Annotated in this window: 26 protein-coding genes and 1 other RNA gene; 21 read left to right on the forward strand and 6 right to left on the reverse strand. The window is 33.5% G+C overall.

Features of this window, described 5'->3' with window-relative positions:
- Nucleotides 1-286: 286 nt before the first annotated feature.
- The 11 genes from hprK (at nt 287) to ssrA (ending at nt 12,104) form a co-directional block, all read left to right on the forward strand.
- Complete coding sequence (hprK, locus tag RYL55_RS01855; RefSeq protein WP_315006780.1) at nt 287-1,219, forward strand: HPr(Ser) kinase/phosphatase; 933 nt, start codon at nt 287-289, stop codon at nt 1,217-1,219.
- A gap of 11 nt (nt 1,220-1,230) precedes the next feature.
- Nucleotides 1,231-2,079, forward strand: a complete 849-nt coding sequence (gene lgt / locus RYL55_RS01860) for a prolipoprotein diacylglyceryl transferase (protein WP_315006782.1) — start codon at nt 1,231-1,233, stop codon at nt 2,077-2,079.
- A 12-nt stretch (nt 2,080-2,091) separates the two neighbouring features.
- A complete protein-coding gene (locus RYL55_RS01865; RefSeq protein WP_315006784.1) occupies nt 2,092-3,135 on the forward strand; it encodes an NAD(P)H-dependent glycerol-3-phosphate dehydrogenase in 1,044 nt (347 codons plus the stop codon).
- On the forward strand, nt 3,132-4,052 hold the full coding sequence (gene galU, locus RYL55_RS01870; RefSeq protein ID WP_315006786.1) for a UTP--glucose-1-phosphate uridylyltransferase GalU: 921 nt from the start codon (nt 3,132-3,134) through the stop codon (nt 4,050-4,052). Before RYL55_RS01865 ends, galU begins: the two co-directional genes overlap by 4 nt.
- Nucleotides 4,053-4,152: 100 nt before the next feature.
- Entirely contained in the window at nt 4,153-5,097 is a 945-nt protein-coding gene (trxB, locus tag RYL55_RS01875; protein WP_315006788.1) for a thioredoxin-disulfide reductase, read from the forward strand.
- A gap of 366 nt (nt 5,098-5,463) precedes the next feature.
- On the forward strand, nt 5,464-5,616 hold the full coding sequence (gene rpmG / locus RYL55_RS01880; RefSeq protein WP_005607156.1) for a 50S ribosomal protein L33: 153 nt from the start codon (nt 5,464-5,466) through the stop codon (nt 5,614-5,616).
- A 415-nt stretch (nt 5,617-6,031) separates the two neighbouring features.
- Nucleotides 6,032-7,426, forward strand: coding sequence for an MATE family efflux transporter (locus RYL55_RS01885; protein ID WP_315006790.1), 1,395 nt, complete (start codon nt 6,032-6,034; stop codon nt 7,424-7,426).
- 3 nt (nt 7,427-7,429) lie between these two features.
- A complete protein-coding gene (locus RYL55_RS01890) occupies nt 7,430-9,142 on the forward strand; it encodes an ABC transporter ATP-binding protein (RefSeq protein WP_315006792.1) in 1,713 nt (570 codons plus the stop codon).
- Between the two features lie 116 nt (nt 9,143-9,258).
- Entirely contained in the window at nt 9,259-10,806 is a 1,548-nt protein-coding gene (abc-f, locus tag RYL55_RS01895; RefSeq protein ID WP_315006794.1) for a ribosomal protection-like ABC-F family protein, read from the forward strand.
- Nucleotides 10,807-10,871: 65 nt separating this feature from the next.
- On the forward strand, nt 10,872-11,597 hold the full coding sequence (locus RYL55_RS01900) for a histidine phosphatase family protein (RefSeq protein ID WP_315006796.1): 726 nt from the start codon (nt 10,872-10,874) through the stop codon (nt 11,595-11,597).
- A gap of 139 nt (nt 11,598-11,736) precedes the next feature.
- Nucleotides 11,737-12,104, forward strand: a transfer-messenger RNA (tmRNA) gene (gene ssrA, locus RYL55_RS01905).
- Between the two features lie 89 nt (nt 12,105-12,193).
- Here the strand turns inward: ssrA and RYL55_RS01910 are convergent.
- From RYL55_RS01910 to RYL55_RS01935, 6 genes are all read right to left on the reverse strand, one after another.
- Complete coding sequence (locus RYL55_RS01910; protein WP_315006799.1) at nt 12,194-13,669, reverse strand: RNA-binding domain-containing protein; 1,476 nt, start codon at nt 13,667-13,669, stop codon at nt 12,194-12,196.
- A gap of 198 nt (nt 13,670-13,867) precedes the next feature.
- A complete protein-coding gene (locus tag RYL55_RS01915; protein WP_315006801.1) occupies nt 13,868-14,401 on the reverse strand; it encodes a helix-turn-helix transcriptional regulator in 534 nt (177 codons plus the stop codon).
- Between the two features lie 34 nt (nt 14,402-14,435).
- Nucleotides 14,436-14,876: a helix-turn-helix transcriptional regulator gene (locus RYL55_RS01920; RefSeq protein ID WP_315006847.1), complete on the reverse strand. Its 441-nt coding sequence runs from the start codon at nt 14,874-14,876 to the stop codon at nt 14,436-14,438.
- Nucleotides 14,877-15,278: 402 nt separating this feature from the next.
- Nucleotides 15,279-15,638: a helix-turn-helix domain-containing protein gene (locus RYL55_RS01925; protein WP_315006803.1), complete on the reverse strand. Its 360-nt coding sequence runs from the start codon at nt 15,636-15,638 to the stop codon at nt 15,279-15,281.
- Nucleotides 15,639-16,459: 821 nt separating this feature from the next.
- Nucleotides 16,460-17,125 (reverse strand): adenosylcobyric acid synthase, encoded by a 666-nt coding sequence (locus RYL55_RS01930; RefSeq protein WP_315006805.1) that lies wholly within the window; start codon nt 17,123-17,125, stop codon nt 16,460-16,462.
- Complete coding sequence (locus RYL55_RS01935) at nt 17,122-18,465, reverse strand: Mur ligase family protein (RefSeq protein WP_315006807.1); 1,344 nt, start codon at nt 18,463-18,465, stop codon at nt 17,122-17,124. Before RYL55_RS01935 ends, RYL55_RS01930 begins: the two co-directional genes overlap by 4 nt.
- 218 nt (nt 18,466-18,683) lie before the next feature.
- On the opposite strand from RYL55_RS01935, the gene RYL55_RS01940 reads away from it, so the two are divergent.
- The 10 genes from RYL55_RS01940 to atpH all read left to right on the forward strand — a co-directional run bounded on the left by RYL55_RS01940 (nt 18,684) and on the right by atpH (nt 26,512).
- Nucleotides 18,684-19,262, forward strand: a complete 579-nt coding sequence (locus RYL55_RS01940; RefSeq protein ID WP_314077572.1) for a thymidine kinase — start codon at nt 18,684-18,686, stop codon at nt 19,260-19,262.
- 10 nt (nt 19,263-19,272) lie between these two features.
- Nucleotides 19,273-20,352, forward strand: a complete 1,080-nt coding sequence (prfA, locus tag RYL55_RS01945) for a peptide chain release factor 1 (RefSeq protein ID WP_006703455.1) — start codon at nt 19,273-19,275, stop codon at nt 20,350-20,352.
- Complete coding sequence (gene prmC, locus RYL55_RS01950; protein WP_315006810.1) at nt 20,339-21,214, forward strand: peptide chain release factor N(5)-glutamine methyltransferase; 876 nt, start codon at nt 20,339-20,341, stop codon at nt 21,212-21,214. The genes prfA and prmC overlap by 14 nt, the downstream gene beginning before the upstream one ends.
- Before the next feature lies 1 nt (nt 21,215).
- Nucleotides 21,216-22,241 (forward strand): L-threonylcarbamoyladenylate synthase, encoded by a 1,026-nt coding sequence (locus tag RYL55_RS01955; RefSeq protein ID WP_315006812.1) that lies wholly within the window; start codon nt 21,216-21,218, stop codon nt 22,239-22,241.
- A 78-nt stretch (nt 22,242-22,319) separates the two neighbouring features.
- Nucleotides 22,320-23,552: a serine hydroxymethyltransferase gene (gene glyA / locus RYL55_RS01960; RefSeq protein WP_315006814.1), complete on the forward strand. Its 1,233-nt coding sequence runs from the start codon at nt 22,320-22,322 to the stop codon at nt 23,550-23,552.
- Nucleotides 23,553-23,708: 156 nt separating this feature from the next.
- A complete protein-coding gene (gene upp, locus RYL55_RS01965; RefSeq protein ID WP_314110568.1) occupies nt 23,709-24,344 on the forward strand; it encodes a uracil phosphoribosyltransferase in 636 nt (211 codons plus the stop codon).
- Nucleotides 24,345-24,474: 130 nt separating this feature from the next.
- Complete coding sequence (atpB, locus tag RYL55_RS01970; RefSeq protein WP_315006817.1) at nt 24,475-25,188, forward strand: F0F1 ATP synthase subunit A; 714 nt, start codon at nt 24,475-24,477, stop codon at nt 25,186-25,188.
- Between the two features lie 24 nt (nt 25,189-25,212).
- Entirely contained in the window at nt 25,213-25,428 is a 216-nt protein-coding gene (gene atpE, locus RYL55_RS01975) for a F0F1 ATP synthase subunit C (RefSeq protein ID WP_006703461.1), read from the forward strand.
- 41 nt (nt 25,429-25,469) lie between these two features.
- Nucleotides 25,470-25,970 carry a F0F1 ATP synthase subunit B gene (atpF, locus tag RYL55_RS01980; RefSeq protein ID WP_315006819.1) on the forward strand — a complete coding sequence of 167 codons (501 nt, stop codon included), beginning with the start codon at nt 25,470-25,472 and terminating at the stop codon, nt 25,968-25,970.
- Complete coding sequence (gene atpH, locus RYL55_RS01985; protein WP_315006821.1) at nt 25,970-26,512, forward strand: ATP synthase F1 subunit delta; 543 nt, start codon at nt 25,970-25,972, stop codon at nt 26,510-26,512. The genes atpF and atpH overlap by 1 nt, the downstream gene beginning before the upstream one ends.

A 26,512-nucleotide genomic window follows, 5' to 3' on the forward strand; every position in this document is an offset into this window, starting at 1 on the left:
ATTCTCTATATTTGTAATAAAGTATTTTAAAGGAATATTGATTGACTTTGAATATAGTAAATTATAAAATAACTACATAAGGTCACTAGATGACAACATAATTGATTTAGTCCTTTTAGGACAACTTAAAAGTCTCTACTCATTGAGTAGGGGCTTTTTTGTGAATTAAGAGTTTTTGTAAATCAGTTTTTCAAAATATTATCTATTAAGTTTTGATATAGAATTTACCCGAGAAGTATAAAAATGTGGTATGATAGAATAGAATAAGTAGAAAATGAGGGATGATATGAAATCAATCGTAACTATAGAAAAACTTGCGGAAAAACTGCATTTAAAACCATTGTATGGTTTAGAATATTTAGAACGAGAAATTACTACAAGTGAAATTTCAAGACCGGGACTAGAGTTAGCAGGATATTTTAACTTTTATCCATCTGAAAGAATACAATTATTAGGAAGAACAGAATTATCTTTTGCAGAGCAACTATCTTCACAAACAAGATTAAAAACAATGCGTCGATTATGTACGCCTGAAACACCTTGTTTTGTGATATCTAGAAAATTATTACCACCAGAAGAATTAGTTCAAGCAGCTGAGGAAGCAAAAATTCCTATTTTACAAGCAAGCTCAAGAACGACTCATGTATCCAGTAGTGTGACAAACTATTTAGAGAGCCGCTTAGCTCCTCGTATGTCGATGCATGGGGTACTTGTGGATGTGTATGGTATTGGGATGTTAATTACTGGTGAAAGTGGTGTTGGTAAATCTGAAACGGCATTAGAATTAGTTCAAAAAGGTCACCGTCTAGTAGCGGATGACCGAGTGGAATTATATCAACATGATGAATTAACTCTTGTAGGGGAAGCACCTGAAATTTTAAATAATTTAATTGAAATTCGTGGGATTGGAATTGTTGATGTCATGACGTTGTTTGGTGCAGGGGCCATTTTAGACTCGAAACAAGTAGATTTATTAGTTCATTTAGAAAACTGGACACCCGATAAACAGTATGATCGCTTAGGTGGAGCAGCTGAACCGACTGAAATTATGGGTGTTACGATTCCAAAAATGAGAATCCCTGTTAAGACGGGTCGAAATGTATCGATTATTTTAGAAGTTGCAGCGATGAATTTCCGTGCGAAAAAAATGGGCTATGATGCAACAAAAACATTTGAAGAGCGTTTAGGGCAATTAATTGCTGAAAACAGCCAACGTTAGGAGGATGAAAGATGAATGAAATTTTACTTCAAACGATTAATCCAATAGCAATTGAAATTGGACCTTTACAAGTTCGTTGGTATGGTATCATTATTGCTTCTGCTATTTATATTGCAGCAACTTTAGCCGATAGAGAAGCAACGAAAAAAGGATTTCGAAAAGATTTTGTAGTTGATTTAGTATTTTGGGCAATTCCATTAGCCTTTTTAGGAGCAAGATTTTATTATGTGTTGTTTGAATGGAAGCATTATATTGCAAATCCTGCTGATATTATTAAAATTTGGGAAGGCGGAATTGCCATTTATGGTGGATTAATTGCGGGAGCATTGACAACATATTGGTTTTGTAAAAAAGAAGAAGTTTCTTTTACTTTGTTATTAGATATTTTAGCGCCTGTTGTCTTATTAGCGCAGTCAATTGGACGTTGGGGGAATTTCACGAATCAGGAAGCTCATGGAGTAGAAGTTACAAGACAATTTCTAGAAAATCTTCATTTGCCAAGTTTTATTATTGAGCAAATGAATATTAATGGTGTTTATTATCATCCAACTTTTTTATATGAATCGTTATGGTCAGCTTTAGGGGTTATTTTATTACTAGTTTTAAGAAAAAAAACTCCTATCAAAGTTGGAGAAATTGCAGCGACCTATTTAATTTGGTATGGATGCGGTCGTTTTGTCATTGAAGGGATGCGTACAGATAGTTTATGGCTATTTGGAGTGATCCGTATTTCTCAAGCATTATCTTTAGTCCTAGTGATTGGAGCAATTGTTTGGGTATGGATGCAAAGAAAAAATCATCCACAGAGACCTACTTATGTATCCGTTGATGATCCAAAATCATCGGATTTATGGATTTAAAGGAGTCAGTTTATGAAACAAAAAATTGCAATTTTAGGAGCAGGTTCTTGGGGAACAGCATTAGCTATGGTTTTACAAGATAATGGTCATGAAGTGTGTTTGTGGGGCATTAATACTTCTCAAATTGAAGAAATTAATACAAAGCATATGAATCATCAATATCTACCTGAAGTGATTCTAAACGATGAAATTTATGCAACGACTGATTTAGCAAAAGCTCTATCAGGGGCAACTGCCGTTCTCTTTGTTCTTCCAACAAAAGTAATTCGATTAGTAGCAAAACAAGTGGCACCTTTATTAGAAGGGAATCCTGTAATTATTCATGCTAGTAAAGGATTAGAACAAGAAAGTTATTTGAGAATTTCTGAAATTTTAAAACAAGAATTACCAGAAGAGAAGTACCAAGATATTGTAGTTCTTTCTGGACCAAGTCATGCGGAAGAAGTTGCTAAAAAAGATTTAACAACGATAACAGCTGCATGCGAGGAATTATCTTCCGCAAAAGTTGTCCAACAATTATTTAGCAATTCTTATTTCAGAATCTATACAAACACGGATGTTATTGGTGTGGAATTAGGAGCAGCATTAAAAAATGTTATTGCAGTTGGTGCGGGAGCTTTACATGGTTTAGGCTATGGTGATAATGCTAAAGCTGCTTTAATGACTCGTGGATTAACAGAGATTAGTCGTTTAGGAGTGGCGTTCGGAGCGGATCCATTAACCTTTATTGGATTAAGTGGTGTTGGTGATTTAATTGTAACTTGTACCAGTGTTCACTCAAGAAACTGGCGTGCAGGGGATCAATTAGGTCAAGGAAAATCATTAGAAGATGTTCTAGGAAATATGGGCATGGTTGTTGAAGGAGTTGAAACATGTAAAGCAGCTTACAAATTAGCTCAGGAAAAAGGAATTGAAATGCCAATAACAAATGCTGTGTACAATATTTTATATGATGGAAAAAATATTAAAACAGAAGTTTTACAATTGATGGAAAGAGAAAGGAAATCAGAAGTATCCTTAAAATCACATCAAGAACAAATGGAGGGTTTACAATGAAACGAGTAAAAAAAGCAGTTATTCCAGCAGCTGGTCTAGGAACACGATTATTGCCTGCAACAAAAGCAATGGCAAAGGAAATGTTGCCAATTGTAGATAAGCCAACGATTCAGTATATTGTAGAAGAAGCATTAGCTTCAGGAATCGAAGAAATTTTAATTGTTACGGGTAAAAGTAAACGTCCAATTGAAGACCATTTTGACTCTAATATTGAATTAGAATCGAATTTGGAAGCAAAAGGAAAGACGGAGTTGCTAGAATTAGTTCAAGAAACAACAGGAATTAAATTATACTTTGTTCGTCAATCTTATCCAAAAGGTCTTGGAGATGCTGTATTACAAGCAAAAGCCTTTATTGGTGGAGAACCATTTGTTGTAATGCTCGGGGATGATATTGTTAAAGCAGAAGTGCCATTAACAAGACAATTAATTGAAGGATATGAAAAAACTCATGCTTCCAATATTGCAGTAATGGAAATTCCAATGGAAGATACAAACAAATATGGAATTATTGAACCAGAAAGTAAAGTAGCGGATAATATGTATAATGTTCGCCATTTTGTTGAAAAACCAAAACCAGAGAATGCACCAAGTAATTTAGCAATTATTGGTCGTTACTTATTAACTCCTGAAATTTTTGATATTTTAGAAAAACAAGAACCAGGAGCTGGTGGAGAAATTCAATTAACAGATGCGATTGATACATTAAACCAAACTCAACGTGTATTTGCTAAGAAATTTGAAGGTACAAGATATGATGTTGGAAATAAACTTGGTTATATGACAACAAGTATCGAGTTCGGATTAGAGCATCCAGAAATTAAAGATAAATTAAAAGATTATATTATTGATTTAGCTCATCGATTAGAAGGAAAATCTTCAAGCAATAAAGTTGTTGAATCGACTGAAAAAGAATAAAATAGAATAGACATTAAAAGACTGAACAAACAAAAATGGCAAAAAGGCACTAGTTTTTGTTCAGTCTTCTTTTATAACTAAAGGTAAAGGAGATTCAATTATGGAAGAAAGAACAATTTATGATGTGATTATTATCGGTTCAGGTCCTGGAGGAATGACAGCAGCATTGTATGCTTCACGTGCAAATTTAAAAACATTAATTTTAGAAAAAGGTGTTCCTGGAGGAGAATTATTAAATACTTCCGATGTAGAAAATTATCCGGGATTTTCCAATATTAGTGGTCCAGATTTAGCAGAGAATATGTATAAAGGTGCAATGCAATTTGGTGCAGAATATGCTTATGGAAATGTAAGTGGGATTGAAGTGGATGGAGATTTACGTATTGTCCATGCCGGTAAAAAATCTTATGCCGCTTATGCAGTAGTCATTGCTACGGGTTCTTATCACCGTAAATTAGGAGTTCCTGGTGAAGAAGAATATGCTGGAAGAGGCGTTTCTTATTGTGCGGTATGTGACGGAGCATTCTTCAAAGGAAGTGACTTATTAGTAATTGGTGGAGGAGATTCTGCGGTTGAAGAAGGAACGTATTTAACACAATTTGCGAATAAAGTGACGATTGTTCACCGTAGAGATGCCTTACGTGCACAAAAGATTTTACAAGATCGTGCATTTGCAAATGAAAAAATGGACTTTTCATGGAATAAAGCGGTGGAAGAAATTTCAGGAGATGAGCAAAAAGTAACTCATGTTACATTAAGAGATACTCAAACTCAGGAACTTTCTCAAGTAGAAGCTGCGGGAGTATTCATTTATGTTGGGTTATTACCGTTAACAGAGCCGTTTAAAGATTTGGGAATTACAAATGAAGAAGGCTGGATTGTCACAAATGAAAAAATGGAAACAAGTATTCCTGGTATTTATGCAGTAGGGGATGTACGTCAAAAACATTTAAGACAAATTACAACAGCCGTGGGTGATGGCGGAATTGCTGGAAACGAAACCTATCACTATGTGGAAAGTATTAAGGAAAAATTGGCGGAATAAGCGGTGAGAATTATTTTAGGATTTGGCGAATGAATGGGACTTAATGGAATAATTAGCAGCAGAAAATGTGGCTGATTTTTCATCAATGAGTATTGTTCCGTTAAATGGAAAATATTATTCCGAATAAGATGATATTGTTCCGTTAAGGGGAATGGATTCATTTGTATTAATCAGAATGATATCTAAGATTAACTTCTAGTTTTGATACTTAACTAGAAGTTACTTTGAAACTTTACAGATAAGTAAAATTATTTGGAATTTGTAGTAGAGCCATTGACAAGTGTGTAGGATTTTGTTATTATAAACAGGCAAATCGTAAAAAATCGATGAGTTATTGAATCTATTTGGAAATGAGAGGTGTCATTCATGCGTATCAACATTTTATTAGAATGTGCTGAAACAGGTGAACGTTTATACTTAACAAGCAAAAACAAACGTAACAACCCAGAACGTTTAGAATTAAAAAAATATTCTCCAAAATTACGTAAACACGTTGTTTTCAAAGAAACTAAAAAGTAATTTCGAGAAAAGTAATTGGAAGGTCAAGCGAAGCTTGTCCTTTTTTTCTTGGAGCGGAAGAGAAATTGATTTTTTTAATAGTAGCAAAGGACGGCAGCAGCCCTGCGGTCTCATGCCTAAAATTCGAGCCTTGGTCTCGAATTTTCCTAACATTAGTAGCCACAAGTGGCTACTAATGTGCTTACTACTATAAAAAATCCATTTCTCTTTTTTCGTGACTTTATGAGGGGGCGTTTGAGAGGGGATTTTTTTGATAGTAGTAAAGGATGATAGCAGCTCTGCGGTTTCATGTGCTTATTACTATAAAAAAATTTTTTTCTCTTTTATTTTATATTCATCCAATCCATATTTCATAGAAACACCATAACACTACCTTAATAGTTCAAAATCTTGTATACTGTTAAAGGTGATTAAAATGGAGAAACAGAATACAAAAAATTTTATAACGAGTGGAAATATTAATCGAGTCATTTTAACGATTGCCACTCCTTTAATGATTAATAATTTAATTCGAACTTTATATAATTTAACGGATGGATTGTATGTAGCTCAGTTGTCTGCTGAAGATTTTGCGGCGACTGCGTTTATTTGGCCGTTAAATTTTTTGTTTATCTCAATTGGTTTGGGAATTAGTGTTGGAGCAACGGCTCTTATTGCACAATATTTTGGAGCGAATGATTTAAAATTAGCGAAGAAGTATACTTGGAATACGATGGCGTTAACGTTTGTTTTTGGCTTTCTATTATCAACGATTGGCTATATTTTTGCTGGTCAATTTGTGGAATGGATGGGAGCCAGTGGCGTCTTTTATGAGAAGTCGACTTCGTATTTAAAAATCAATTTTATTGGATTATTTTTTGATTTTGCCTATTTTGGATATCAAGCATTGCTGAATGCGCAAGGTAGAACGAGAGTGATTACGGTTGTAAGTACGATTTCTTCTATCACGAATGTCCTATTAGATCCGATATTTATTTTTGCAACAATTCCTTTTACACAAATTCCTGGATTAAATGCGGGGATTGAAGGAGCTGCTTGGGCAACGGTAATTGCGAAAATTATATTATGGTTTTTAGCGATTATGGCTACTAGAAGAGAATCCATTATTCATGTTCCATTGTATGAAGTAGATTATGATTCATCTGTTATTCGTAAAATTTTACAAGTAGCATGGCCTTCTGCATTTGGATATGGGGGAGCTGCTTTTGGTTTTACTGTATTAAATGGATTAATTCAGTCATACGGGACTTCTGTTCTTGCAGCTTATTCTATGGTCAATCGTATTTCAGATATTTTAACGCAACCGCAAATGGGAATTGGATCTGCTTTAACTGCTATCATTGGGCAAAATATGGGTGCTAGATTATTTGACCGAGCTCATGCGATTTTCAAACGAGCATTGATTTGGGTGTTACTTATTTCTGGACTTGGAAGTGTTGCTATTTTTATGTGGCAAGATGCTTTACTTCATATTTTTATTAAAGATGTAACGGATACGATTCTTTGGAATAGTGCGGTTGAATATTTATATTACACAGCATTCATTATCTTCTTTATGGGGATGTTTTCTGTGTATAGTGGATTTTTCCAAGGTTGTAGTGCAACAAAATATTCAATGAATATGTCGATTGGACGTTTATGGGTTGCTCGTTTACCAATTATTTGGATTTTAGGAAGCTTAACAGAGTTAGGAGCTACAGGTATTTGGATTGCGATGTTACTTTCGAATGCTTTAACGGTTTTATATGGACATTTCGTTTATAAATGGAAAGACTGGAGTAACATGCATTATGCAAAAGGAGAGAGTTAGTAGATGTTAAAAGAATTTATTAAATATTATAAACCGTATCGAAAATTATTTTTATTAGACTTTACTTGTGCAGTTATTGTGGCAATTTTAGAATTAGCCTTTCCCGTAATGGTTCATCGCGTCATTGATGAAGTGTTACCACAACAAAATGTTGGAATTATCCTTATAGTAGGATTTAGTTTAGTACTTCTATATGCGACTTCTACAGTATTAAATTATATTGTCGTAGCTTTCGGGCATTTATTAGGAATTAATATCGAAACGGATATGAGAAGAAATTTATTTGCTCATATCCAAAAACAATCATTTTCATTTTTTGATAACATGAAAATTGGTGAATTATTAAGCCGTTTATCAAGTGATTTATTTGATATTAGTGAATTAGCGCATCATGGGCCAGAGGAATTATTTATTGCTATTATGACGTTAATCGGGTCGTTTGTATTGATGTACCAAGTTCAGCCTACGTTAGCTTTATGGACAATTGTATTTGTTCCGTTTTTAGCGATTGCTTTAGCAGTTTTTAATCGAAAGATGTCAGCAATTAATCGTCAAATTTATAAAGGATTAGCTCACTATTCTGCTGGTTTAGAAAATGTTTTAAGTGGGATGCGAGTGGTAAAAGCTTTTGCCAATGAAGAACATGAACAGCAATTATTTGAAGGATTAATTCAAGAATATCGTACGAATAAAATTCAGTTTTATAAAACAATGGGTTCAAGTAGTTCGTTTAATTATTTATTAATGCGTAGTATTAATTTATTTACGTTAATGCTAGGTTCGTATTTTACCGTTACAGGTCAACTGACTGCGGGAGAATTAGTGGGGTATATTTTACTAGCAAATGTCTTTGTTCGACCAATTGATAAAATGAATTCGATGATTGAATTATATCCAAAAGGAGTTGCTGGATTCCGTCGTTATCAAGAATTAATGGCTATTGAACCGGATATTCAAGATCGACCTGATGCAATCGAAGCGCCTCATTTTGAAGGAGATATTTCTTATCGCAATGTAAGTTTTGGATATGAAGAAAATAAAGCAGTCTTGGAATATGTTTCAATGGATGTGAAGAAGGGAGAAACCGTTGCGTTTGTAGGCCCTTCTGGTGTAGGGAAAACAACATTGGTGAATTTATTACCTCGTTTTTATGAATTACAAGAGGGAGAAATTTTAATCGATGGACAAGATATTCGAAACTTTACAATGCAATCGTTAAGACGTCAAATTGGAGTTGTTCAACAAGATGTATTTTTATTTAATGGAACAATTCGTGAAAATGTACTTTATGGACGATTAGATGCAACGGATGAAGAAGTAGAAGAAGCTATTGAGCGTTCTAAATTAAGAGAAGTTGTCGATGATTTAGAGTTCGGGTTGGATACTCAAATTGGAGAACGTGGAGTAAAACTATCCGGCGGACAAAAACAACGCTTATCGATTGCTCGTATTTTCTTAAAAAATCCTTCGATTTTAATTTTGGATGAAGCAACAAGTGCATTAGATACGCAAACGGAAAAATTCATTCAACAATCCTTTGATGAACTTGCAAAAGGAAGAACGACTTTTATTATTGCGCACCGCCTAGCAACGATTCAACATGCAGACCGCATTATTGTAGTAACAGAGGATGGTTTAGCAGAAGATGGTACGCATGAGGAATTATTGAAGAAAAATGGTATTTACGCTGATTTATATCATGCGCAATTTGCGTAGTAGAAAAGAAAAAAACTTTGCGATAGTAGCAAAGTTTTTTTCTTTTCCACCTATATTTTGATATTCCTTTTATAAATATGATACAATGACCCAGAGAAATTTGAAGGAGAAAATCAATGAGTATTTTAAATGTAGAAAAATTAACCCATGGATTTGGGGAACGTGCAATTTTTAATGATGTCAGCTTCCGTTTATTAAAAGGGGAACATATTGGATTAGTTGGAGCGAATGGTGAAGGTAAGTCCACTTTTATGAATATTGTAACGGGGAAACTTCAACCAGATGAAGGAAAAATCGAATGGTCTAAAAATGTAAAAGTTGGTTATTTAGATCAACATACAGTGTTAGAAAAAGGAATGACCGTTCGAGAAGTATTACGTAAAGCATTTGATGATTTATTTGTGGCGGAAGCTCGTATGAATGAATTATATATGGCAATGGGAGATGCAGATGAATCTTCTATGAATGCAATGTTAGAAGAAGTTGGAGAAATTCAAGAGCGTTTAGATAGTCATGATTTTTATATTTTAGATGCAAAAATCGATGAAGTGGCTCGTGCTTTGGGCGTTGTAGCATTTGGTATGGATAGTGATGTGAGTGAACTAAGTGGTGGACAACGTACGAAAATTTTACTTGCAAAATTATTATTAGAAAAACCAGATATTTTATTATTAGACGAACCAACAAACTACTTAGATGTGGAACATATTGAATGGTTAAAACGTTATTTACAAGAGTACGAAAATGCGTTCATTTTAATTTCGCATGATATTCCATTTTTAAATAGTGTTGTCAACTTAATTTACCATATGGATAATCAAGAATTAAGTCGTTATGTAGGAGATTATGATCAATTCCAAGAAGTGTATGCGATGAAGAAATCTCAATTAGAAGCGGCTTATAATCGTCAACAAAAGGAAATTGCAGATTTGAAAGACTTTGTAAATCGAAATAAAGCTCGTGTAGCTACTCGTAATATGGCAATGTCACGTCAGAAGAAATTAGATAAAATGGAAGTAATTGAGCTAGCAAGTGAAAAACCAAAACCTAAATTTGAGTTCAAAACTTCTCGTGCGCCAGGTCGTTATATTTTCCAAACAGAAGGATTAGTCATTGGATATGATCGTGCTTTAACGGGTTCGTTGAATTTAGAAATGGAACGTGGACAAAAGATTGCGATTGTCGGAGCAAATGGTATCGGGAAAACCACTCTATTAAAGAGCTTATTAGGAATTATTAAGCCATTAGAAGGAAATGTTGTTCGAGGAGACTATATTGATTTAGGATATTTTGAACAGGAAACTCCTCAAGGAAATCGTAACACAGCCTTGGAAGAAATCTGGGATACATTCCCATCAATGACTCAACCAGAAGTTCGTGCGGCATTAGCTCGTTGTGGATTAACAAGTAAGCATATTGAAAGTCAGATTCAAGTACTAAGCGGGGGAGAACAAGCAAAAGTTCGTTTCTGTAAATTAATGAATAATGAATCGAATGTATTAGTGTTAGACGAACCAACGAACCACTTAGATGTGGATGCTAAGGACGAATTAAAACGTGCCTTAAAAGAATATAAGGGTAGTATTTTAATGGTTTGTCACGAGCCGGAATTTTATGAAGGTTTAGCAACAGATATTTGGGATTTTTCAAAACTTTCATCCTAAATATATGATTTTTTGAGTGAAATTGAGTACAATGGTAGTAGCAAATGATTTGAGGAGGAAACATCATGGCAGATAAAGGTGTTACATTATATTTCATGAGACATGGCGAGACAGTTTTTAATCGATATAATAAAATTCAAGGCTGGGCAGATACTCCATTAACAAAAGAAGGAAGATTGGATGCGATTCGTTCAGGATTAGGAATGAGAGATATTCCATTTCACGCAGTGTATACAAGTGATTTAAGAAGAACGATTGAAACAGCTCAATTAGTATTAAGAGATCATCCTTTAAGAAATCAATTAAGTATACAAATGATGCCAGAATTCCGTGAAGTTTCTTTCGGAAGTTTAGAAGGACAAAATGCAACAGAAGTTTGGACGAATTTATATAAAACATTACAACGTACTTTTGATCAAAATGATGGTAGAAATGTCATAGAAGAGATGAATCAAATTAAAGAAATGGATCCAGATCATATTGGAGAAAACTTTATGGAATTTTGGACTCGTGTAGAACAAGGGTTGATTAAAGTAATCGATAAACATCGTGATACGAATCAACATATTTTAATTGTTAGCCATGGAATGACGATCCGTAATATTTTACATGAATTAATTCCTGATTTTAAATTATCAGATATGATTGATAATTCTTCTTTAAATATTGTGGAATATTCAAATGGGCAGTATCATTTGAAAGCATTAAATCAAACTAGTCATTTTGCATTGAGAAAAGAAGCGGTAGAGCGTGAATTCTCATTATTACCAATGACATTATTTGAAAAATAAACACAGAAAGATTTATAAAATTGAAGTGACCCCAAAAAGTTAGACTTTTTGGGGTCACTTCATAATCTTTTGTAGATATAGATAATAGCAGTTATTATTTGCGTGAAGGTTAAATTTTTGTTAGTATAAAGGAATATACGGGGTCGTTACGGATTCGACAGGTATAGGTTGAGCTTTCAATGCATTTCGTAGGTTACGGCTACGTAAAAACGTTACAGTTAAATATAACTGACAAACAACAAACAAACACTTTAGCTTTCGCAGCTTAATACCTGCAAGCTAAGATCTGTCCGGCATCGCCCATGTGCTCGGGTCCAGGTCTCATTATTAGTGGGATACGGTTCACTTTTCCGTCTGTCTAAGTGAAACAGAGATAATCAGGCTAGCTTAAGATGATGCTTGTTTATCAGCTAATCAGTAGCGAAACTTTAAATCGATAAACTATGAATGTAGATTTGATTGTGTCGATATATTTGGACGCGGGTTCGACTCCCGCCGGCTCCATAAAAGATGTTGATATATCAACGTTTCTGATGGTTTTGTTCCGTAAATGTTCCGAGGCTTAAAATCTCTTTGATTTTAAGCCTCGGACTTTTTTATTTATTGATAGAATTTTCTAACTCTTTTAATGATTGTTTAATTTGGTGTACGCGTTCAATAGAATTAGCAGGCAATTTATATCTAGTTGACCGACCTTTTCCTTCAATCTCAATATGTTTAGCTTCAAGTAAATTTGTTAAATGAATTCTAAATTGATATTCAGTAATAGATAAAACTTCTAAAGCATCGTTTTTTGTAATGCTACCGTTCTCAATTATAAATTTGACGATATCTAGTTCTATACCTTGTAAATCTCTATAAGACGATAATAAATCAACTTTCCATAAATTGACTACTGTTTTATCAAAATCAGTATATATTTCAGGAAGTTTCAAATGTAATTTAGATGCAGTATCAAATAATTTTGGACCACCTGAGCCTGCTTTTTCAGAAAAACCAACTCTTCTTAGTAGTGTTGGAATTGTGCTATTTCTAGTAACTGAAGACCCACCGTGTATAAATTCGTTGATACTAACTTTCATCTTGCCAGGGTTTTTAAATTCATAATAATCTTCATAAGCGTTAATCACAATGGGCATGTCTGAATCATAGTAAGCATGCATAAAACAATTTGTAAAAGCTTCCCTAACGGCTTCTTCTAATTCTGATTTAACTGGTAATCTCATTTGATTTTCATCCAATTTAAAACTATCTTTTACACTTTTAAGTAATTTATCAAGCACAATAAGATAAAAATCAAACACATTTAAATCGGGATAAAACATATCTCCTGTAGAAACTCTATCTGACCATCTTTCTGATAATGAGGAACTTCTTTCAAAGTAATCCAATTGAAATTTAGGAAATCTATCAGTAATAGAATTGAATTTCCCAAAAAATAATAATCCACCACTAGTGAGTTTATATTCATTATTTTGTCTATCTTTTTTCATAGCTCCAAGTTCAATAAGTAAATCACGATTTGTCATATTTATATATTTTTCGTTATTGGTTTGGCTAACTAATAGAGATCTAAATTTGTCAATAGTGTTATGATTTAAATCAGATTCATCATAACCATTCAGAAGTTCATTGTCACTTTCAGAAGAGGAACTAGAAATTAAATATTTCAAATCATCATTATTTAGTTTTACATCTCCTGCACCAAGCCTTTTATATGATAGTTCTAGTTTGTTTTTTAAATAAACGGGCTTTTTGCTAGGGTGGGCTTCAGAAACTGTAACAAGTATTAATTTAGTTTCTTTACCATCTATATCTAGGATTTCAACGTCATTTGAATTCAAAACATTGTGACTTACTTTTTGTTTATTTTCTGCTTGAGCAAAGATGTCATCCCTTATTTTTATAGGATTTTTAACCCCTTGAATTTGGTTTTCTTTATTATTTTCATCAATCCCTAAAACAATAGTTCCACCGTCTGTATTTGCAAAAGCTGAATAGGTCTCCCAAAAAGATGTTGGAAGTTGAGATTCTGCTTTTTTATATTCTAAATTGTTATTTTCAACATTCAATTTAAAACCTCCAATCGAAAATCACGCGAAAATCACGCGATTAATTATCGTTAAATATAGCGTAATATCAACACTTTTATTACAAGTTAGTTTTATAATCACGCGAAAAATATACGAAAAGTTGGATATTAATCTAATAATAATTTCTCATTTTAAAATATCATTATTAAACATATCTACCATTTTTTCCCTCTTAATTTAAGTATCACTCTGTTCTTTTAATTGTTCCATTGCAAAATCATATACTTTTGCTTGTCTGTCTGGATTTAATGTTCTCAAAACGACTATTAAATAATCTAATGTTTTATTGCTATCATGTTTGGAAGGGAAAAAATCATCTATAGGTACATCGAATACATTGCACATTTGAAACAATATGTCTTGATTGGCTTTGCGTATACCTTTTTCATATCTACTGATGCTTTGTTTTGTGGTATTTAATACTGTTGCCAATTCATCTTGATTCATTTTGTTTAATTTACGATAGTATTTGATGCGACTACCGATATATTGTGTCAATTCAATCTCATCGTTATATGATGTGAATAATTCTTTAGGAGATACTCCTAGAGCTTGAGCGTAAATATTTATATCTATTTCATTTATAGAACGATTTCCTTGTTCATGATTAGAAATGGTATTTTGATTAAATCCTGTCAACTTACTTAATTGAACTTGAGTTAGACCTTGGCTTTTTCTTATTTTTTGAATGCTTTTACCTATTGTACTCATATTAGAAACCACCTTTTTACTAATCTAAATATCTTTAGGGTTCCTTTGTTTCTTTAAAATTTCTCGGCTTGAATTTTTTTGATGCAAGTTTCGCAATCATTGCTACTTGTTCTAATGATGCTATTAATAACTGTCTAGTTTCTTCATCATACTCAGCAGTATCTTTAGAATATAATCCATCATCTAGTTTTTTTATTAATATTTCTATGTCTTTTTGAATATCTTGTTCATCTTTGTTTATTAATTCTGGAGTAGATGCTTTTGTTAAGTCTACATTCATCAAATCATGTAAAGAAACACCAAAAAATGATGCTAATTCTGATAAATGACCTGCTCTTGCTAAGTTAGTCCCTTTTTCCCAATTGGTTACAGAAGTTGGAGATTTCAAACCTAAAAAATCTGAAATATCTTTTTGTTCTAATCCTTTTTTAGTCCGTAAAAATTTAAGGTTGGTAGCAAAGAAATTGTTTTGCATATCAATCAAACTCTTTTCCACTTTATTTGAATTTCATTTGGTAATTCCAATTCTTGTTCTTTTTGAAAATAATACATTAATTGCTATGTGAACGTATTAGCTTTATGTTCTAGTTTTCTAATTTTCCCCATAACATAGCGAATAGTAGCTTATTAAGTCTGAATGGTCTAACGCATGTTTTAACTCATGAGCCATCACTAAATAATTTGTAGGTGTTTCTTTAATAGAGTCATTTTAGCAGAATAATTATTTCTTCATCATATACAATATTTTTTCCTTTTAGTTTTTCTCGAAAGTTTACATAATGATACGGAATGTTTAAATTATCTGCTAAGAAAAACGGATTAACCGTTTGATATGTTTCTAGTAAAGTTTTTATCTCTAAACATATTCTCCCTTTTATTACTGTTTATTTTTTAGATGTTTCCATAAAACTCCTCGTATGATTGCACTAACTTGCTCTTTCTCATCTTCTGTTAACTCAATGCCATCATAAGCTACTACATTGTTATTTAAGTGTAATGCACGTTCAATATCTAGCACATTTTGTTCAGTTGCCCAGTTGGGTGTATCGACACGACCCAAGAGATAGTCTGTAGTAACTGAAAAATAATCGGCTACTTTTTGTACTTTATCTACACCAGGAACTCTTACGTTCCAACGACTAACAGTCCCAGCTCCTAAGCCTAAATTCCTTTCTAACTCTGCTATCGTCATGACTTTTTCATTACATAGCATTCTTACTTTTTCTACAATATCCATGATAATTACTCCTCTTGAGAGAACACGAAACCTAAATTCGCTTAAAGGAAAAAGAACTATTGGTGGTTTGCGTATAAGCGACTATACTATTCGTGTAAGCTAATTTTTAACAACAAAACAAACGAAAAGCAGAATGAAAATGTCCACCAAGACTGATATAACGCTATTATTTTGCTTTTCTTATTTTATATGCTCACATAATAGTGCATAAGCAAACTTTTTGCAATAGTATTGCTTATATAAATTGTCAATAAACAAAATATAAGGAAGTTATTTAATGAGTGACAAGAAAAAAGAAATTCTTAAAGCGTTAATCAATAAAGAATGGTCAGCATCTGACCTAGTAAATGTGATAGAATTTTCAAGGATGTCTATGAACGATTTAATCAATAGCTGACGAAGTTAAATAAAACGTGTGGAATAGATTGAAAAAATTTTAGTTCTAACTTATTTTACGACTAATAAGGCTTAGAAATGTTGAAATATCAATATTTCTAAGCCTTTGATTTTTTTGAATTATTTAATGTTTTTAGAAAGTCTTATAAAGGTAAAGTGTATATGTGTTTACTTCTTGCGATCCTTTTTAAAGTACATTAAGTAAGTGTAGATGATATTTAAAAAAAGAGCAATCTCCGTATAATGTCCATCAAATAGAAAAGTGTAGATTAGTAAACAGAATAGTAATGCAGGTATCACGATATCTCTAAATCTATTTTTTGGTTTCATTTTCTCTACTCCAATTCTTAATATTATTATAGTTATTATATCACAACAAAAAGAAGCATAGAAATGTATCTCGAACATTTCTATGCTTCTGTAATTTATGATTCTTTTTGTTTACTTAATTGACGTTGTGCAGCTAATTCAATCATACGATCAGCAAGATGTTGATTTCGAACGAGCAGTGGTCCATGGAAGTAAGAGCAGAAGACATTTTTGTAATGCACACCTTCTGTTTTGTCCTCATCATTATTTCCATTTCCACTAGTAACGGTACCTAATGGTTTAAGACCTTTGCAGAGGTAAGTTCTTCCGATGTGGTTTTCATAACCAACATATGTTTCTCCTGTTTCTTCATCCTGAATTGTAATATCTCCGATAAATCGGTGGTCAAATTGACCATTTGTATAGCAGTCAATTGCGCCAATTCCATCTAATTTTTCTCCGGCTGCATTGATGTAGTAACGTCCTAATAATTGGAAGCCACCGCAAATTCCTAAAACAACTCCATCATCTTCGATGAAGTGGATTAATGCGTCTTTTTTGGATTGTAAGTCTTTAGCCACGATCGTTTGTTCATAGTCTTGACCACCACCGAACATGACGATGTCAAAGTCTTCAGGATTAAATGGATCCCCTAAACTAATCAATGTCGTTTCGACTTCATAGCCTAATTTTTTTGCTCGGTGTTGGAGCATCAGTAGATTTCCATTATCTCCATAAGTATTCATTAAATTTCCGTATAAATGACAAATTCTGATTTTCATGAAGTCATTCCCTCTTTCAAGTAACCATGTTTAGCTAAGTCTTTACGGAGTTGTAATAATGCCGTATAAGTTGCTAAAATATTAATTTTTTTCGTTGTTACTGATTTTAATTTTTCAATTAAGTCATCATTGTTTTCTGTTTTGGTAAGAGTTGTAAATCCTGCAACTTCCATTCGAGTTTCTAAGTCGTCAACTCGAAGTCCACCAATGTATGTTTGTTTTGGAGTAAGTTTTGCGAGTTCTTCAAATTCGCCATCCCAGATCCAACTAATATCTTGTCCATCTGCGTAATTATCATTTAATAAGACAGCAAGTGAAAATTCTTCTTTTTCATAACCTAGTAGTTGAACGATTTGGTTAAATCCTACTGGATTTTTAATTAAATTAATCATGACTTCTTTGTCTTCCAATGTAAAGATTTCTTGACGCCCAAAGACTCTTTGTGCTTGTCCAAATCCTGCCTGAATTTCTTCAGGAGTTAAGCCGAAAAATCTAGCTGTAGAATAAGCACTTAGGGCGTTATAAATGTTGTATAGTCCACCAATTGGAAGTGAAAAATCAAATCCATCAATTTTAAAAGAAGATTTTGTTAGAGATAATTCTGTTAACTCTGTCACGGCATAGTCTAATTCGGGACGTTTGAAATCTCCGTTAGGGCAGTAGTATTTTCCTAAATTACTATACGTAATAAAATTATATTGTAAAATGGAATGGCAATGTGGACATAAAATACCATCCGTATTGTAATGAGCTTGATAGAGACCATCTTCTGCATGATTAAATCCAAAATACAGTCTTGGATTTGGAAGAGTATCGCTATTAAAAATTGGCGCATCTCCATTTGATAAAATAGTTGCTTCTGGAGCAAAGCTTGCCCCATCTAACATATATTGATAAGTTGTATAAATTTCACCAAAACGATCCATTTGATCACGGAAAATATTTGTAAATACGAATAATTTTGGTTGAATAAATGGTGTAATATGTTTAATCGTTGCTTCGTCTACTTCTAATACAGCAATATTTTTTTCACCTTTAACAGGAGTATGATTTAAGAAAGTAGAAACAATCCCCTGTGTTAAATTTGCTCCAGTTGGATTCGTTAAAATATTTGGGTATTTTTGTTTTAATAATTGAACGATTAAAGAAGTCGTTAAAGTCTTTCCATTTGTTCCACTAACAATAATAACTTCATAATGGTCTGATAAATGTTTTAAAATATGTGGATCAATAGCATGAGCTACTTTTCCTGGTAAACTACTTCCACCATTTGTAAAAGTTTGAAGTGCCCAGCGAGTGAATTTTCCCGCTTGAATAGCAAAATTGGTACGTATATTCACGAAATGTGCATCCTTTCAAAAAATATTCTTTTTTATTGTAGCATAAATTCACTGAAAAGGAATACAATTCGCTTGTTTTCTTATTAAGAAATGAATAAGAATTTGTTTGGAATTATATGAAAAAGTTCATAGTGATTTTTTATAGTTTTTCGTTGCACAACTTTCGATATTATCGTAAGATGTTAAGGGTATATGAAAAGTGTCAGGAGGTTAAAATTGTGGCACAATTATTTTTTAAATATGGTGCAATGAATAGTGGAAAGTCGATTGAGATTTTAAAAGTTGCTCATAATTATGAAGAACAAAATAAATCTGTATTATTATTTACAAGTGCAATCGATGATCGTGATGAAGTAGGATATGTTTCCAGTCGTATTGGAATTCGAAGACAAGCGATTCCGATTTATGATGAAACAGATATTATTGCCATTGTAAAAGAACAAGAGGTAAAACCTGCTTGTATTTTAATTGATGAATCTCAATTTTTAAGTAGAGAACATATTTTAGATTTAGCGCATATTGTGGATATTTTGGATATTCCAGTAATGGCTTTTGGATTGAAAAATGATTTCCAAAATGAATTATTTACAGGTTCTAAGTATTTATTATTATATGCTGATAAAATTGAGGAAATTAAAACGATTTGCTGGTACTGCCATAAAAAAGCAAGTATGAATATGCGTGTTGTAGATGGAAAACCTGTTTATACGGGTGAACAAATACAAATTGGTGGGAATGAATCGTATTATCCCGTTTGTCGTTATCATTATTCACACCCAGGTAAAGAAAGAAATTAAGGAGGAAATTATGTTTGATCAATTAGATAGTTTTATTATTCGCTATGATGAGTTATCTGAGTTATTAAGTGACCCAGATGTCATTAGTGATACAAAACGTTTCATGGAATTAACAAAAGAAGAGTCTAATTTGCGTCCGAAAGTTGAAACTTTTAAACGTTATCAGCAAGTAGTGGAAGAAATTGGAGATACAGAAGAAATGTTAGGAGAAGGCTTAGATAGCGAAATGGCTGAAATGGCTAAGGAAGAATTAGCTTCTCTTAAAAAAGAAAAAGTAGAATTAGAAGAAAAAATAAAATTCTTATTATTACCAGAAGATCCAAATGATGGTAAAAACATTATTATGGAAATTCGTGGAGCTGCTGGTGGAGATGAAGCAGCATTATTTGCGGGAGATTTATTATCTATGTACCAAAAATATGCTGAGTCACAAGGTTGGCGTGTAGAAGTAATGGATGCTAACGTTACAGGTATTGGTGGATATAAAGAAGTTATTTTAATGATTACAGGGGATAATGTATTCTCAAAATTAAAATATGAATCAGGAGCTCACCGTGTACAACGTGTTCCTTCAACAGAATCACAAGGGCGTGTTCATACATCAACTGCAACAGTTGTAGTCATGCCTGAAGCTGAAGAAGTAGAGATTGAATTAGAAGATAAAGATATTCGTGTAGATATTTATCATGCTTCTGGTGCGGGTGGACAACACGTTAATAAAACAGCTTCTGCCGTTCGTTTAACTCACTTACCAACAGGTATTGTCGTAGCTATGCAAGATGAACGTTCTCAATTAAAAAACAGAGAGAAGGCGATGAAAGTATTACGTGCTCGTGTATACGATAAAATCTCTCAAGAAGCTCAATCAGAATATGATGCAAATAGAAAATCTGCCGTTGGTACAGGGGATCGTTCAGAACGTATTCGTACATACAATTTCCCTCAAAACCGTGTGACAGATCACCGTATTGGATTAACGTTGCAAAAATTAGACCAAGTTCTTGCAGGAAAAATTGATGAAATTGTCGATGCATTAATTTTATACGATCACACTGAAAAATTGGAGCAATTAAATAATGGAAATAACTAATCCAACGAATCAGGAAGTCCTAGTTAGGGCTTCTTGTTTTTTACAAGAAAGACAACCTTCGTTTTCGAAAGAAGATTGTGACTGGTATGCTCGTCAATTAAGCTTATATTTGAATCAGTGGACAATGACAGATTTACTCATTCATTTGAATCAGCCTGCAGTAGTTGGATTATGGGAACAGATGGAATCATTACTCATTCGTTTATCAAATTTTGAACCATTGCAATATATTACAGGACAAGCAGAATTTTATGGGCGTGAATTTATCGTGAGTCCCGATACTTTAATTCCAAGACCTGAGACAGAAGAATTAGTTGGAAAAATCATTACCTTTTTAGCTAAATATTCTGGTGGGAAAGTGTTAGAAATTGGAGTAGGGACAGGTTGTATCATTCATACATTAGCTTTAGAATGTCCAGACTATTCCTATCAGGGAGTAGATATTTCTGAAGGAGCGCTTGAAGTTGCTAAGAAAAATAAAGAGAAATACAAGTTAAACAATGTCTCTTTATATTTGAGTGATGTATTTCAAGAAGTTTCTCTTCAAAAATTTATAGCTATCATCAGTAATCCACCCTATATTGATGTTTCAGAGAAAAATGTGATGGATGAATCAGTTTTACGCTTTGAACCAGAACTAGCTCTTTTTGCTGAAGATGAAGGGTTAGCGATTTATCGTAATATTGTAGAAAATTTAGAAAATTATTTATTAGAAGAAGGACAAGCCTTTTTTGAAATTGGGTTCCAGCAAGGAAAGGCTGTTCAACAATTATTTGAATACTATTGTCCAAATCGAGAAGTGAGTATTCATAAAGATTTGTCAGGAAATGATCGAATGATTATTGTAGGAAGGAGGAAGTAACATGAAAACACAAATTTTTCAGCAAGAAACATTAGATAAAGCTGCTACTTTATTGAAAGAAGGAGAAGTTGTCGCTTTCCCAACAGAAACGGTCTATGGATTAGGAGCAATTGCAACAAGCCAAGAGGCAGTCTTAAAAGTATTTGAAGCAAAGGGAAGACCGAGTGATAATCCATTAATTGTTCATGTTCATTCTGTAGATCAAGTCATTAATACTGTTGAAGAATTTCCAGAAAATGCAAAATTATTAGCAAAACATTTTTGGCCAGGGCCATTAACGATGATTTTAAAAGCGAAATCTGGTATTTATGCACCAGCGTTATCAGCAGGACTACCGACTGTATCGTTTAGAATGCCAAATCATGAGTTGACATTATCATTAATTGAACAAGTTGGAATTCCATTAGTTGGACCAAGTGCTAATCAATCGACAAAGCCTAGCCCGACAAGAGTCGAACATGTGGTGGAAGATATGGACGGAAGAATTGCGGGTATCGTAGATGGTGGAGATACAAGTGTCGGTGTTGAATCTACAGTAATTGATTTAACGAATGAAGAAGGTCCCGTTATTCTACGTCCTGGAGTCATTACAAAAGAAGAAATAGAACCAATTATTGGACCATTAGTGGACTATATGAAAACAACAACCGGGGAAAAAGTAACGCCTAAATCACCGGGAATGAAATATCGCCACTATGCTCCAACTACCCCAGTCGTTGTGGTGGAAGGTTCTTTAGAGTTTTGGCATTCACTTATTGAAGAATATCAAAAACAAGGTGAACAAGTTGCAGTGATGGCAACGACTGATATTTTAGATGTAGTGAGCTCTAAAGTGAAAGAGTCTTATTCATTAGGTAAAAAAGATTCTCTTGTAGATATGAATCATCATTTATTTAATGCTTTGCGCTCGTTAGATCATACCGATGCGACTATTATTTTAGCGCAGGCAAGTGTTAAAGAAGGTGCGGGGTTGGCGTATATGAATCGCTTAGAAAAAGCATCTAGTGTTATAAAAAAAGAACTATAGAAAAAGAGAAGCTACTAATTTTGAGGATACTGACAAACTATGTTAGAATAATTCTATTGAAGAAAAGGAGTGAAGCTAATGACACAGTTTAAAGAAGACACACTAGTATTTGAGGCAATTGGAAAAGAAGCCCAGCGACAAAAGCATGGGATTGAATTAATTGCTTCAGAAAACTTCGTTTCACCTGCCGTATTAAGAGCGCAAGGTAGCATTTTAACGAATAAATATGCTGAAGGTTACCCAAATCGCCGTTATTATGGTGGATGTGAATATATCGATGTAATTGAACAATTAGCAATCGACCGTGTAAAAGAATTATTTGGAGCGGAATATGCTAATGTTCAACCCCATTCTGGTTCTCAAGCGAATATGGCAGCCTATCGAACGCTTGTTTCAAAAGGGGATAAAATTTTAGGAATGGATTTAAGTCATGGCGGTCATTTAACCCATGGAATGGGAGTTAACTTCTCTGGTCAAGATTATGATTTTATTGCGTATGGATTGAATCCGGAAACAGAAATGATTGATTATGATGCCTTAGAAGAAATTGCTAAAACAGAACGCCCAAAACTAATTGTTGCAGGTGCGTCTGCCTATCCAAGAGAAATTGATTTCAAACGTATTAGTGAAATTGCTAAAAGTATTGATGCTTATTTCATGGTAGATATGGCGCATATTGCAGGATTAGTGGCAAAAGGAGCTCATCAAAACCCAGTTCCTTATGCAGATGTTGTCACTTCGACAACGCATAAAACATTACGTGGACCAAGAGGTGGCTTAATTTTAGCAAAACAAGAATTTGCGAAAAAAATTAATAGTGCCATCTTCCCAGGTATTCAAGGGGGGCCATTAGAACATGTGATTGCAGCTAAAGCAGTTGCGTTCCATGAAGCACTTCAACCAGTATTTGGAGAGTATATCGAACATGTTGTTGAAAATGCAAAAGCAATGGCGGAGGTGTTTAATGAGAGTGGAATTCGCCCAATTTCTGGTGGAACAGATAATCATTTATTATTATTAGACATTACTTCTACTGGTTTGAACGGGAAAGAAGCTCAGGAATTATTAGATAGAGTAGGAATTACAGTGAATAAAAATGCAATTCCATTTGACCCACTTCCACCTATGAAAACAAGTGGTATTCGTGTTGGAACAGCAGCAATTACAACACGTGGCTTTGATAAAGAAGCAGCAAAAACAGTTGCTCAATTAATTGTAGAAACACTAGCTCATTCAAACGATGAAGGAAAATTAGACGAAGTTCGTCAATCTGTACAAGAGTTGACAAAACAATTTCCATTATATGAATAACACAATGTAATCAGTCACATAAAAAATGAAAGCAAAATTTTCTTAATGAAATTTTAAGGGAAAAACTCTTTTTTTCCTATTTATATACTAGTATTTTGATTCATTTTTTTGTAGAATAACAAATAGTGAAAATATATTATGGAAGGAGCAAGCAAGATGGGTAAGTTTAATGTGTTAGATCATCCTTTAATTCAACATAAATTAACGATGATTCGACAAAAAGATTGTGGAACAAAAGTCTTTCGTGAGGTTGTAAATGAAATTTCAATGTTAATGGCATATGAAGTTTCAAGAGATTTACCGTTAGAAGATGTGGAGATTGAAACTCCATTAGTAAAAACAACATTGAAAACTTTGGCGGGTAAAAAAGTTGCTATCATTCCTATTTTACGTGCTGGTTTAGGAATGGTTGACGGAATTTTAGAATTAATTCCAGCTGCCAAAATTGGACATGTTGGAATGTACCGTGATCATGATACATTACAACCTGTTGAGTATTTTGTAAAATTGCCTTCAGATATTTCTGAAAGACAATTATTTGTAGTTGATCCAATGTTAGCTACAGGAGGATCTGCAGTGGCTGCGATTGATGCGTTATTAAAACGTGGAGCGCACCCTGAATCGATTAAGTTTTGTTGTCTTGTGGCTGCGCCAGAAGGAGTAAAAGTTCTTCAAGAAGCGCACCCAGAAATTGACATCTATGCTGCGGCATTAGATGAGCGATTAAACGAAAACGGCTATATCCTTCCAGGATTAGGCGATGCTGGTGATCGCCTATTTGGAACCAAATAAATAAACTCGTAGTCACGCTTTTGCGTCTGACTATTGCCATGAATTCTGACAATAATCACCGTGAAGCGAATGAATGCGATAGGTGGAATTTGTCAGTTTTTTATTTGGAATAAATAAGGGAGTATGAGTTATGGAAGCTTTACCAAAAACGATAGAATTTTTTGGTTTGTCTTTTTCAGTTCCAATCTTACTTTCTTGTCTAGTGACAGTATTAGTAGTTACCATCTTTTCAATGGTAGCTGCTAGAAATGTTTCTATGAAACCAGGAAAGATGCAAAATGTTTTTGAATTTCTAATGGATTTTACAAAAGGGATTGTAAACGGTGCAGTAGATGAAGAAACGGGCAAGTCATATTACTTATATGTATTTTCACTCTTCTCATTTATTTTAATCGCCAATATAGTCGGTTTAGTGATTTATTTCCATTATGGAGAACATAGTTACTTTGCTTCTCCTACAGCAAGTCCGGAAGTGTGTTTGGCATTATCGTTGATGACAACCTTAATTGCACACTATTCTGGTGTTCAAAAAATGGGATTAAAAGGCTATATCAAAAACTCTTATTTGAGTCCGATGTCTTTAATGTTACCGATTAAATTAATTGAAGAGTTTACAAATACAATTACACTTGCATTCCGTCTATACGGAAATATTTATGCAGGTGAAGTATTGTTAGGATTAATTGTGATGTTTTCATCCAGTTTTGGAATCTTAACATATATTTTTGCAATTCCATTAGGAGTTGTTTGGCAAGGATTTTCTGTAGTAATCGGAGCAATTCAAGCCTATGTATTTTGTACATTAACAATGGTGTACATTGCACATAAAGTAGAACATGAATAATTTTTAGAAATGAGGAATTAACTTATGACAGAATTAGCAGCAGCGATCGCAGTAGCAGGGGCAGCTTTAGCAGCCGCTTTTGGTAACCAAGCAGTTATCGTAAAAACAATTGAATCAATGACACGCCAACCAGAAATGAGTAATGAATTACGTTCAACAATGTTCGTTGGGGTAGCCTTAATCGAAGCGATGCCAATCTTTGCGGTATTAATTGCTTTAATCCTAGTTTTCATCAAATAATTATTTTAAAAGATAAATTTGTTGAAAAGGAGGGATGATGGATGTTTCAGTATATGTTAACAGGTAGCCCTGTTCTTGGAAATACACTTATTGTCTTAATTTCAATTATCTTATTACTATTTTTAGTAAAACATTTTGCTTGGGATAAAATTGAAGCTACATTAGAGGCTCGTCGTCAAAAAATCAGTAAAGATTTAGATGAAGCAGAAGCAAAACGTAAGGCAGCTGAAGAAATTCAAGCAAATGCGAAAGAAATTATTCATAATGCAGAAGCGAAAGGTCAAGAAATTTTAAATACGACAAGAGAAGCTGCTTCAAAAATGCAAGATGAAATGATTAAAGAAGGACGAGATGTTGTTTCTAGAATGAAACTAGATGGACAACGTGAAGTTGATTCCATGAAACAACGTGCTTTAGCACAAATGCAAGGACAAATCGTGGATTTATCCGTTCAACTTGCAAGCCAAATTTTAAATAAAGAGTTGACTGAGCAGACACATCAAGATGTGATTGAATCCTTTATTGAAGGGTTGGAAAGCTGATGGTGAAATTTCATAAAGAATTAGTCAAAGCAGCCAGTCATTTTTATGGACAAGTAAAGTATGACGGAACTTTAAATATTGTTACACAAGAATTGCAAGAAGTATTAGAAGGCATTCAAAATACAGCACGTTTTCGTCAATTGATGCACTTAGAACAAGTATCTGTTGATGAGAAAATGTCAATATTATCAGAAGCTGTTTCAAGTTTATCCCAAAGTACACAAGATTATTTAAGACCGTACTTACATCCGGATGAATCATCATATTTAATTGAAGCAGTAGAAGCATTTTTAGATATTTACTCAGCTAATCGACTTGAAATGATTTCAGCGATTCCATTAACGGAGGAACAAATCGAACGTATTGCGCAGGCTTTTCAAAAGAAAACAAAAAAAGAATATGATTCTTATGTTAATACTGTCGATCCAACTGTTATAGGTGGAGTAAAATTAAAGACAAAAGAATATTTACTAGATGGAACATTATTATATAAACTTGAACAGTTTAAGAAAAAAATTTGTCAAACAGGATTGAAGGGGTGA

Source organism: uncultured Granulicatella sp. (genome assembly GCF_963515615.1).
Classification (GTDB): domain Bacteria; phylum Bacillota; class Bacilli; order Lactobacillales; family Aerococcaceae; genus Granulicatella.